General features: G+C 66.2%; 8 protein-coding genes and 1 riboswitch. Of the genes, 7 read left to right on the top strand and 1 reads right to left on the bottom strand.

Going from position 1 to position 11509, the window contains the following annotated elements; translation table 11 throughout:
- Window positions 1-169: 169 nt before the first annotated feature.
- On the bottom strand, window positions 170-1252 hold the full coding sequence (locus ACIPY3_RS16480) for a hypothetical protein (RefSeq protein WP_400335826.1): 1083 nt from the start codon (window positions 1250-1252) through the stop codon (window positions 170-172).
- A 202-nt stretch (window positions 1253-1454) separates the two neighbouring features.
- Between ACIPY3_RS16480 and ACIPY3_RS16475 the strand changes: the two genes are divergently transcribed.
- From ACIPY3_RS16475 to ACIPY3_RS16445, 7 genes are all read left to right on the top strand, one after another.
- Complete coding sequence (locus tag ACIPY3_RS16475; RefSeq protein ID WP_397323830.1) at window positions 1455-2195, top strand: response regulator transcription factor; 741 nt, start codon at window positions 1455-1457, stop codon at window positions 2193-2195.
- A gap of 3 nt (window positions 2196-2198) precedes the next feature.
- On the top strand, window positions 2199-3689 hold the full coding sequence (locus tag ACIPY3_RS16470; protein WP_400335823.1) for an ATP-binding protein: 1491 nt from the start codon (window positions 2199-2201) through the stop codon (window positions 3687-3689).
- A gap of 108 nt (window positions 3690-3797) precedes the next feature.
- A riboswitch (cyclic di-AMP (ydaO/yuaA leader) is annotated at window positions 3798-3981 on the top strand.
- A gap of 3 nt (window positions 3982-3984) precedes the next feature.
- Complete coding sequence (locus ACIPY3_RS16465; RefSeq protein ID WP_400335821.1) at window positions 3985-4833, top strand: hypothetical protein; 849 nt, start codon at window positions 3985-3987, stop codon at window positions 4831-4833.
- Window positions 4834-5005: 172 nt separating this feature from the next.
- The gene (locus ACIPY3_RS16460; RefSeq protein WP_400335819.1) at window positions 5006-6406 is read left to right on the top strand and encodes a glycosyltransferase; all 1401 of its coding nucleotides are present in this window, start codon (window positions 5006-5008) and stop codon (window positions 6404-6406) included.
- Window positions 6403-8520: an ArnT family glycosyltransferase gene (locus ACIPY3_RS16455; RefSeq protein ID WP_400335817.1), complete on the top strand. Its 2118-nt coding sequence runs from the start codon at window positions 6403-6405 to the stop codon at window positions 8518-8520. Before ACIPY3_RS16460 ends, ACIPY3_RS16455 begins: the two co-directional genes overlap by 4 nt.
- Before the next feature lie 2 nt (window positions 8521-8522).
- On the top strand, window positions 8523-10580 hold the full coding sequence (locus tag ACIPY3_RS16450) for an ArnT family glycosyltransferase (RefSeq protein ID WP_400335814.1): 2058 nt from the start codon (window positions 8523-8525) through the stop codon (window positions 10578-10580).
- Window positions 10581-10751: 171 nt separating this feature from the next.
- Window positions 10752-11501, top strand: a complete 750-nt coding sequence (locus ACIPY3_RS16445) for a MerR family transcriptional regulator (RefSeq protein ID WP_400335811.1) — start codon at window positions 10752-10754, stop codon at window positions 11499-11501.
- Window positions 11502-11509: the final 8 nt, after the last annotated feature.

The following is an 11509-nucleotide window of genomic DNA, read 5'->3' as shown; positions in this document are numbered from 1 at the left end:
CTTCGACGATTAGTGCATTATGGCCTTCGCGATTTTCCAACCTCCTGCGGCCATGGAATCTCACGATCTGAAACAGTTACTGACCAGTCGCAACTCGACTCCGTCTCGATTTTAGTGGCCCGAATCTGCTACAAGCGGTAGAAACGGGCCACACCGTCCGGCTGGCAGCTCAGGACGTGGTGCCCGAACCCGTCGTCGAGCCCTGTCCGGAGGACGTAGTTGCCGTGGTGAGCCGGACGGAGGAGGCAGTGTAGGTGTCGCCGTCCTTGGTAGCCGTTACCCGCACTGTGGCGCCCGACTTGATGTCCGCGATGGTCAGGCTGCTGGTGGTGCTGCCCCGCTGCCTGGTGCCTTGGGCTACGGCTGTATCCGAACTGAGGACATACGTCCTGGAGAACCCATCGGAGCTCTTGACCGTCAAGGAATTGGACGAAACCTCACTGACCGTTCCGAGCTGATCGGCCATGGTCACGTATTCGTTGTCGCGGAGGACCACGTACTCGGAATGGATGGCGGCGTTCAGTCCACCGGCCATGCCCAAGCCGTCAGGCGACATGCCGCCCATCTGGCCGGGCATGCCCATGCCATTCTGGCCCGTTCCGCTCCCGTCCTGGCTGGTTCCCCCGGGTCCGAGGCCCTGTCCCGGGACGCCTTGCTGCGCACCGGTTCCGCCGGCCTGGCCCAAGGGCACGTTTGCCGCATCTGCCGAGCCGGCGTTGCCCAGGGAGTAGAAGCCCGCAGCCGTTCCTGCGGCGACAACCACCGCAACGCCGGCAACGATCAGTGTCCGCTTGAGCGTCCAGCGGCCCTGCAGGGTTCCCTTGTCCTTGCCGGACAGGGAGCTGCCCCAGCCGTTTGCGGGCGGAGCACCCCAGCCATTGGTGTTCGACGCCGGAGCTCCCCATCCGCTGTTGGCTGCGGTAGGGCCCGACGGCGGAGCTCCCCACCCGCTGTTGGCTGCGGAAGGGCCCGACGCCGGAGCTCCCCACCCTGCCGACGGCTGGGTTCCGGCGGGCTGGGTAGCGACCTGCCGTGTTTCCGGGGTCGGTGTGCCGCCGGGTTGGTCCCTGCGGCCCTTCTGGGAATCTGCCTCGCCCCATGCCCACGAGGATCCGGGATTGGCTTCACCGGGGCGGGGCTGTGCGGCTTCCTGCTTCGGCCCGGTATTTTCCTGGGGTGTGCCTTGGCTTCCCGGGGTGGTGCCCTGCGGGGCCGGGGACGTGGGGTCTTCGGGGCGCTGCTGCTCGTTCATGGTGTTCTCCAGATGGGGTTGTTGGTCCTCTTAGGCCCCAGAGTCTGCTGCCTGGCTGTGCGGAAGCTGTGTTGAGGAGCAGTCCCTCCTGTGACCTGTGGATTCGCGTGTTTCAGGACTCCCATCTCGCTAGTGTTGACTTCACAGGGTCCTCACAGGACCGGCAAAGCGCCGGCAAACCAGCAGATTGGAGAGTTGTCACATGGCATCCCCGCACTCCATGACCAACAACCTTCCCCAGCTCTCCCACCCGGACGGCTCCCCCATCCGCGCCCTGGTGGTGGACGACGAGCCGAGCCTCGCCGAGCTCATGAGCATGGGCCTCCGCATGGCCGGCTGGTCCGTCGCCGTGGCCGCAGACGGCCCCGAGGCCGTGAAGCTCGCTAAAGACTTCCGCCCTGACGTCCTGGTGCTGGACGTGATGCTTCCCGGATTCGACGGAGTTGAGGTCCTGAACCGGATCCGCGCGTTCGCCCCGGAAGTCCCCGCTCTCTTCCTCACCGCGAAGGATGCAGTACAGGACCGCATCGTTGGCCTGGCCGCGGGCGGCGACGACTACGTGACGAAGCCGTTCAGTATGGAGGAAGTCCTGCTGCGCCTTCACCGTTTGGTACAGCGCTCAGGTGTTGCCGCCATGGACACCGCAGAACTCGTAGTGGGCGACCTGACCCTGAACGTGGACACCCGCGAAGTAACCCGGGCCGGCGAGGACATCGCCCTCACGGCAACCCAGTTCGAGCTCCTGCGCTACCTCATGGAGAACCCCAAACGCGTGGTCAGCAAGGCCCAGATCCTCGACCGCGTGTGGGACTACGACTTCGGCGGGCAGGCGAACATCGTGGAGCTCTACATCTCCTACCTGCGCAAGAAAATCGAGGCCAACCACCCGCCCATGATCCACACCGTGCGTGGCGCAGGCTACGTCATCAAGCCCGCGGACTGAACCTTGACCACACTCTCAGGGGTCGCCCGGAAGACGCAGCGGAGCTGGCTGGACCCATCCACCTGGCATTTGCGGACCCGCCTGGTGCTCGTAGCCATGGCGCTGCTCGTTGCCATCTGCGGGGCGGTGGGAGTGGTGAGCTATGCGTCCATGGACATGGTGTTCAACCGGCAACTGGACCGGCAATTGGAGCAGGCGTCCAGCCGCGCAACCGACTTCGGCAGGCCACCCTCCAGCTACCCGAACGGCCGGCCGGACCCGCTCGAAGCCCGCGGGCAGGGCGCCGGCACCCTGAATGCGCGGATCAGCGGATCGACCGTCAGCAGCGCCGGGCTCATTGACGCTTCAGGAAACCGGGCAACGCTCTCCGCCGAAGACAAACAGATCCTCCTGGACCTCCCTTTGGACAACCGCCCCGTGGACCGATCGCTCTCCAACGGCGACTACCGGCTGGTGGCGGTCAAGGTGACCTACGGTGACGTGATCGTGACGGGCTTGCCGCTCGCCGACAAGCAGACCACCGAAGCGTCCCTCGTCTGGACCATGGTGTTCGTATCGCTCGGTGGCTTGGTACTGATTGGGCTGGCCGGAACCGTCATTATCCGGCGGACCATGCGGCCACTGGAGCAACTGTCCGAAGTGGCCACCAAGGTTTCCCGCCTGCCCCTCGACGCCGGCGAGGTGGCCCTCGCGGTGCGCGTACCCCCGTCGGCTTCCCACCCCGGAACAGAGGTAGGCAGCGTGGGCTACGCCCTCAACCAAATGCTGAACAACGTGGCCAGCGCCCTCGAAGCCAGGCAGGAAAGTGAAACCAAAGTCCGGCAATTCGTTGCCGACGCCTCGCACGAGCTCCGCACGCCCCTTACAGCCATCCGGGGTTACACCGAGATGCTGCGGATGACTGAGAATTTCACCGAGGATGGCCGCAAGTCGCTGGCGCGCGTCCAGAGCCAATCGGAGCGGATGAGCACCCTGGTGGAGGATTTGCTGCTCCTGGCCCGATTGGATGAAGGGCAGCCTTTGAAGGTCACGGACGTGGACCTGACACAGTTGGTCATTGAAACCGTGACTGACGAGAAAGTCATGGCCCCGGACCACGTGTGGCAGCTCAAGCTTCCGGATGAGCCCATTACGGTCCGCGGAGACGGCACGCAACTTCATCAGGTGCTGGCCAACCTGCTGTCCAACGCCCGCAAGCACACCGATCCGGGCACCACTGTGGTCACCGGCGTCATGCTGAGCGCGGACGGGAGTGCAGTGGTCACCGTGACAGACAACGGGCCCGGTATTCCCGCGGATTTCCAAGGCCGCATCTTCTCCCGCTTTGCCCGGGCTGACGCGGCACGTTCGGGATCGGAGGGCACGTCGGGCCTGGGCCTGTCGATTGTCGAATCGATCGTCGGAGCACACGGTGGCAGCGTCGAAGTCACCTCAAAACCGGGGCGCACGGAGTTCGCCTTGCGCCTCCCCTCAGTGACAAGCGAACAGGTGTAACGAAACCGGCAAGGCGACGCACCGGCGTCGTGATCTCTGTTACCTAAATGTGACTTAAGCAAAATCCTCCTGTACCGTCGAAAGGGTGGGTCGCCCCAAGAGGCCCACACCCGGGATGCGCCGAGCTCTGCCACTTCCCGGAGTTCCGTTCTCATCGAGGCAGAGACGGGGGACCCAGAGTCTCCGGGCCAGGCATTGCGCCGGCCCTTGGGGTGAAGCCGCAGCTACGCGCGCGGCCGGATGACCTCATCCGAACCCGACAGCTAACTCCGCAGGCGCTGAGAGGTAATCACACATGTCTGAATTCAAGGATCAGACGCGCCATTCCGCGCGTCACCGCGACGAAAACGATGCTCCCCTGACCAAGTCGCAGGCCGTTCTGAAGAACGCCGCACGCCAGGGCAAGGCCGGCCACCGCATGTCGGTCGTAGCAGGTGTCGTTGCCGCCGCACTCGGCGTCGCTTCGCTGGGACAGGCCGCCAACGCCGCGTTCAACCTGCCGGAACTGAGCCAGGCAGCGCAGACCCAGGCCGCCGTACAGTCTGACCCGAAGGCCAACGCTGCCTCAGACGCAGCTGCGGAAAAGGCTGCTGCGGATCGTGCAGCTTCGGCCAAGGCCGCAGCGGACCAGGCAGCGGCCGCAAAGGCTGCAGCCGAGAAGGCCGCCGCCGACAAGGCAGCTGCAGACAAGGCTGCCGCAGAGAAGGCCGCAGCCGATCAGGCTGCCGCTGCACAGGCCGCCGCCGAGAAGGCCGCCGCCGACGCCGCAGCAAAGGCCGCCGCTGACAAGGCGGCAGCAGCAGCTGCAGCCGCCGCCGCTGCCCCCAAGGCAATCGACGATCCCGCAGCCGCCAAGGCCTACGCCGCCAGCATCCTGGCCAACTACGGCTGGGGTCCAGGGGAAATGACCGCCCTGAACACGCTGTGGGAAAAGGAATCCAACTGGAAGACCACCGCAACGAACGCTTCCAGCGGCGCGTACGGCATTGTCCAGTCGCTCCCGGCTTCCAAGATGGCTACTGCTGGCGCCGACTGGCAGACCAACTACCAGACCCAGATCAAGTGGGGCCTGAACTACATCAAGGAGCGCTACGGTTCGCCGTCGGCAGCCCTCGCCTTCCACTTGGCCAACAACTGGTACTAAGCCAAAAGGGTTCCGAACAGCCGCTCCCGGCCCCGCCATCCGCACCAACCCCAACTGGTGCGAACGGCGGGAACGGGGGCGGCTTTCGCATGTCCAGACCCCGCCACAGTTACACAGTCCCGTCACAGCTTCCGCCTAAAGCCCTCACAATCGGCAGCCCCACTCTGGATGCATGACGCTCATAGATCCCGCCACCAGTGCGCTGCCGAACCCCGCCCATGCGGGGCACTTCGCCGCTCCTGCCTTGCCCGTTCGGCAGCCGCGGCGCTCTCCCGTGGACACCCGGACCGCAGTCCCCGTCCTGGACGTCACCATCCCCGTCCACAACGAGGAAACGGACCTTGAGGAATGCCTGCGCCGGCTGCACGGCCACCTCGTGGACACCTTTCCGCACACGTTCCGCATCACGGTGGCGGACAACGCGAGCACGGACAACACCCTTAAAATTGCGGAGCGGCTGGCCCGCGAACTTCCCGAGATCGCGGTGATGCGGTTCGAGGAAAAGGGCCGAGGCAACGCCCTCCGCCAGGTCTGGCTCGCGTCGCCTTCCCCCGTGCTGGCCTACATGGACGTCGATCTCTCCACCGACCTCGCTGCCCTTGCACCGCTGCTGGCTCCCCTGATCTCCGGGCATTCGGACCTGGCCATCGGGACACGGCTATCCCGCAACTCGCGGGTAGTGCGCGGACCCAAGCGCGAATTCGTTTCCCGCAGCTACAACGTCCTCCTCCACACCCTCATGGGTGCACGGTTCTCCGACGCGCAATGCGGCTTCAAGGCCATCCGTGCCGACGTCGCCCACCGGATCCTCCCCCACACGCTGGACAACGCCTGGTTCTTCGACACGGAACTTCTGGTCCTCGCCGAGCGCTGCGGCCTCCGCGTCCACGAAGTCCCCGTGGACTGGACCGACGATCCCAACTCGAGTGTCGACGTCGTACGGACCGCTTTGGCCGACCTCCGCGGCATGGCGCGCTTGACGCGCGACCTGGTCACGGGCCGCATCCCTGTCCCCGAACTGCGCGCAGCCTTGGCCCGCGGTCCGCTCCCGGCGTCGTCGCGGACCTCCGAATCGACCCCACGCACCAGCCTCTTCGGGCAGCTGGTCCGCTTCGGCTTCATCGGCGCGGCCTCAACAGTGGCCTACCTGCTGATCTTCCTGTTCTGCCGAGGCTTCATGGATCCGCAGCTCGCCAACTTCCTGGCCCTCATCATCACAGCCGTGGCCAACACGGCCGCCAACCGCCGGTTCACATTCGGCATCCAAGGCGGCAACCACGCGCGGCACCACTTTGAAGGGTTGATAGTCTTCGGCATCGGGCTGGCACTCACTTCCACCGCGCTCGCGCTGGTGCATGGAACCACGACGCCGGACCGCTGGGTTGAAGTGGCGACGGTAGTTGGCGCGAACCTCACCGCCACGGTTGCACGGTTCCTGCTGTTCCGGCTGTGGGTCTTCCGGAAACCGGCCCAAGCTGCGACGCCCGCGGAACCCGCCGCGGCCGCCGTCCCGGCCGCTGAAGCAGTTCAGACGGCAGCCTCCGCCCAGACCAACGAGGTGGCGGCGAAATGATCACCGCCCTCCAGCCAAGCAGCGCAATCGAAACCGAAGCCGGCAACCCCGTGCCCACGGACCACCGGCACTCGCGCTTGCACCGCATCGCCTTCGGCCGGCAGGCTCGCTGGGTCCGTCCTTCCGCCGCCGGGCTCCTGGTGGCGACAGCCTTCCTCTACCTCTGGAACCTCGCGGCCACGGGCTACGGCAATTCCTTTTACGCCGCCGCCATCCAGGCCGGCACCAAGGACTGGACGGCCTTGTTCTTCGGATCGCTCGACGCCGGCAACGCCATCACCGTGGACAAGCCACCGGCTTCCCTCTGGATTCCCGCGCTCGTGGGCAGGATCTTCGGCTTCTCCCCCACCAGCATGCTGGTCCCGGAGGCACTCATGGGAGTGGCCGCCGTCGGGCTTTTATACCTGGCGGTCAAGCGGGTGGCCGGACCCGCAGCGGGCCTCATCGCCGGTGGTGCGCTGGCTCTGACCCCCGTGGCGGCACTGATGTTCAGGTTCAACAACCCGGACGCCATGCTCACGCTGTGCCTGGTGCTGGCCGCGTACCTGACGACGCGGGCCATCGAAAAGGCGGGCTGGAAGTGGCTTGCCGCGGCGGGTGCCGTTGTTGGGTTGGCCTTCCTGAGCAAGATGCTCCAAGGCTTCCTGATTGTGCCCGGACTGGCGCTCGCGTACCTGTGGGCAGCTCCCACCACGCTCCGCAACAGGATCCTGCACCTGCTTGCAGCGGCAGCGGGAATCGTGGCGGTTGCGGGGACGTACATTGCGATCTTCCAACTAACCCCCGCCTCGGCGCGCCCCTACATGGCGGGGTCGGAGGGCAACAGCTTCCTTGAACTGACGTTTGGCTACAACGGCCTGGGCCGCATCACTGGATCGGGCGAAGGTGGCGCCGGTGGCGGCATGCCCGGGGGCGGTGGAGGCATGGGCGGCAATGCCGGATTCGGTGGCTCGGCCGGTTTGGGCCGCATGTTCGGCACCAGCTTTGGCGGCGAAGTTTCCTGGTTGCTCCCGGCGGCCCTCATCCTCCTGTTGGCCGGGCTGTGGTTCACGCGCCGCGAAATCCGCACCTCGCGGAGCCGCGCAGCCTTGCTGATGTGGGGCGGTTGGCTGATCGTCACCGCTGGGATTTTCAGTTACATGAGCGGCATCGTCCACCCCTACTACGCCGTTGCGCTGGCACCGGCCATCGCGGCGTTGATCGGCATTGGCTGCGTTGAGCTGTGGCGTGGCCGCGACTCTTGGGCAGCGCGGATCATCCTTGCCGTCGTGGTGCTGGGCAGCTCCCTCTGGTCGGCCGTGCTGCTGGGACGGGATGCCACGTGGCTGCCATGGCTCCGGATCGTCGTCGTGGTCCTCGGCGTCGTCGCGGCGGTCGCCCTGCTGCTCCGGGTGGACCGCCTCGGCGCCTCGGCACTCAAGGGCACGCTCCGACGCCTGCCCGCGGCCGCCGTCGTGGTGGTGTCCCTGCTTGCCGGTGGTTTGGGTACCGGTGCCTGGACCGTTGCCACGGCGGCGACCCCGCACTCCGGCTCCATCCCGACGTCGGGACCCGCCGGTGCGGCCAGCGGCGGCTTCGGCGCGCGGACCGGAGCAGACGGCCGCAACCGTGACTTCGGCAACGCCCAAAACGGGCTGGGCGGAGCTACCGGTCTTGGCGAAGCTCCCTCGGGCACAACGCTTCCCGACGGAACAGTTCCCGACGCAACGAACGGTGCACAGGATGCGGCCGCAGGCGGCTTCCCTGGAGCCGGGGGCTTCGGAGGCACAGGCGGAGCCGGGGGCGGCACAGCCAACGCCGAACTGACTGCACTCCTGAAAACCACCACCACCAAGTGGTCCGCGATCGTCTCCGGAGCAACCCAGGCCGCAGATCTGGAACTCGCCACGAACACCAGCGTCATCGCCCTGGGTGGCTGGAACGGCGGCGACCCCTATCCCACCCTGGCCCAGTTCCAGGACATGGTGGACAAGGGCCAGATCAGCTACTTCATCTCCGGCGGCGGCATGGGTGGTGGCGGCCGGGGTGGCAACTCCGAAGTGGCCGCATGGGTAGCAGCGAACTATGAAGCACAAACCGTGGGCAGCGCCACGATCTACAAGCTGGTGAACTGACCGTGACAACGTACTTCAAGCCACGCACGGACGCCCTCCAGCAGAACCCGCCGGCGAGCGCAACCCGTCGCTCGGTATTCCGCAGGCGAGGAACACGCCGGGCCAAGGGCTCTGCCGCCAGGACCACGGGAGTCCCTCGGAACCGTCTCGAGCTGGGTGCCGTCCTCCTGGGAACCGCAATCCTCTACCTCTGGGGGCTGGGTGCCTCTGGCTGGGCCAACGCGTTCTACTCCGCCGCGGCCCAGGCAGGTTCCCAGGACTGGGCCGCGTGGTTCTTTGGTTCCTCGGACGCCGCCAACTCCATCACGGTGGATAAACCGCCAGCAGCCCTCTGGATCACCGGCCTGTCCGTTCGTTTGTTTGGACTCAGTTCGTGGAGCATCCTGGTTCCCCAGGCCCTGATGGGCGTGGCCACGGCCTGGATCCTTTACCTCGCCGTCCGCCGGGCAGCCCTACCTGCCACCGGCAAGCTTCGCGAAGCCCACTACTCGGGCCTGCTCGCCGCGGCCGTCATGGCTCTCACTCCCGTGGCCACGCTCATGTTCCGATTCAACAACCCGGACGCCTTGTTGGTGCTGCTCATGACCGCCGGAGGCTACGCCGTGGTCCGGTCCATCCAGGAGAACAAGCTGCGGTGGCTGGTCATTGTCGGCGTGTTCCTCGGTTTCGGGTTCCTGGCCAAGCAACTCCAAGTCCTCCTGGTGGTTCCTGGTTTCGCGCTCGCCTACCTCGTCTCCGCCCGGCCCAGGCCCGTCCGACGCCTGCTCCATCTCCTGGCCGCGGGAGGGGCCATGGTGGCGTCCGCTGGTTGGTGGATTGCCGCCGTCGAGCTTGTCCCCGAAAACCTGCGACCCTACATCGGCGGTTCCCAGAACAACTCGATCCTTGAGCTGACCTTTGGCTACAACGGCCTGGGCCGCCTGAACGGTGACGAGACCGGCAGTGTGGGCGGCGGCGGAAATGGTTGGGGCACGCCTGGTTTGTTCCGCATGTTCGGCACGGAGTTCGGCAGCCAGATCGCATGGTTGATTCCCTCAGCCTTGATCCTCGGTGGCGCGTTGCTCTGGCTCGGACGGCGTGCTCCGCGGACCGATTCCGTCCGCGCTTCGGTCATCGTGTGGGGTTCCTGGCTCCTGGTGACCGGACTGGTGTTCAGCTACATGCAGGGCATCATCCACCCCTACTACTCGGTGGCGCTGGCTCCCGGAATTGCGGGGTTGGTGGGCCTGGGTGGCGTGTTGTTGTGGCAGCGCCGCTCCCAGCTTCCCGTGGCTCTTTTGCTTGGCGCTGCGGTGTTTGCCGCCGGCGCCACGGCGTTCAGCCTTCTTGGCCGCACCCCGACGTTCCTCCCGTGGCTGCGCTGGCTTGTCCTGGTGGGGGCCGTGCTGCTGGCTGCCGCTGTGGCACTCAGCGGCCGCTGGACTCCGGCGTGGTTGACGCGCACGACGGCGGGACTCGCCGTGGCCGTGTCGCTCGCCGGACCGCTGGCCTACTCGGTGGCGACGGCCGCGGTTCCCCATACAGGGGCAATCGTGAGCGCGGGTCCAGCCGGCACCGCAGGGTTTGGTGCGGGCCTTGGCCGCAACACAGCGCCCCAAGGCCTTCGCAGGCCCAGCACGCAACAGGGCACAGGGGCGGGTTCAGCACAGCAAGGTGCCGGTGGCCAGGGCTTTGCTGGTGGTGGCGGGCAGGGGGGCGGCATGGGTGGGCTGCTTAGCGCCACCACGCCATCGTCCGAGTTGGTGAGCGCCCTGAAAGCCGACGCCAGCGACTACACCTGGGCGGCCGCCGTCGTGGGCTCCAACAACGCCGCCGGGTACCAACTGGCCACGGGGCTGCCGGTGATGGCGGTGGGCGGGTTCAACGGGACCGATCCTTCGCCGACGCTGGCGCAGTTCCAACAGATGGTGGCGGACGGCAAGATCCACTACTTCATTGGCGGACGGCTCATGCAGGGCAACGGGGGCTCGGATGCTTCCAGTGAGATCGCAGCGTGGGTAGCCGCGAACTACCAGGCCACCACCATCGGAGGGACCACGGTGTACGAATTGCCGGGATAGTCGTACCACTCCAGGCCGGGCGCTACCTTTACCGCCGCACGCACCCGTAATCCGGGGTGCGCTGGGCGGAAACGGGCGCGCCACCAACGAACAACTGGAGCGCACGGCGGAAACGGGCGCGCCACCAACGAGCTTGCACCTGACGTTACGTGAGGATTTAGCGTGGTTCCCATGACGGGAACAAAGGGCAACGGTCCGTGGAGCATCGGTGAACTGGCCGCAGCGTGCGGCGTCAGCGTTCGAACACTCCACCACTACGACCAGATCGGGCTGCTGACCGCGAATGAGCGGACATCGGCTGGGCATCGGCGCTATGGCGAGGACGATGTCCAGCGGCTCTATCGGATCAAGGCACTGCAGATGCTGGGGCTCCCTTTGGCTTCGATCGCCGACGCCTTGGGCAGCACGCATGACGTGGCTTCCCTTCGCGGGCTCCTGAAACAGCAGTTGGACCACGTTCAGCAGCACGCCCGCCAGGTCCGCGTGCTCGAGGATCGTTTGGGCGAGCTGCTGGCCCGGATGGACGGACCCGTCATGCCCACCACGGAACAATTCATGACCACGTTGGAGATGATCACAGTGTTTGAGAACCACTTCACCCCGGAGCAGCGGGAACAACTTGCCGGGAAGCGCAACGAACTGGGTGCCGAGAAGATCGAGGCTGCCAAGGAACAGTGGGCCGGTCTGGTGCAAGAGGGCCTCGCTTTCGTCGCGGCGGAGACACCCGTGTCCGACCCGGCCGTCCAAACATGGGTCCGGAACTGGGACAGCATCGGGTCCATGTTCCACGCTGCCGAAGACACCAAAGCTGCAGCGAGGGCGGCGTGGCAGGAGAACAGCCAAGCGATCAGCGCAGACCTTCCTTGGAGCGCGGAGCAGATGACCGGACTCGTGAAGTACCTGCAGAAAGCCCGCGGCTAACTCCACGC

Origin of the sequence: Paenarthrobacter sp. NPDC089714 (assembly GCF_044748905.1) — a bacterium.
Classification (GTDB): domain Bacteria; phylum Actinomycetota; class Actinomycetes; order Actinomycetales; family Micrococcaceae; genus Arthrobacter.
This window is presented reverse-complemented; position numbering and strand designations above follow the sequence as displayed.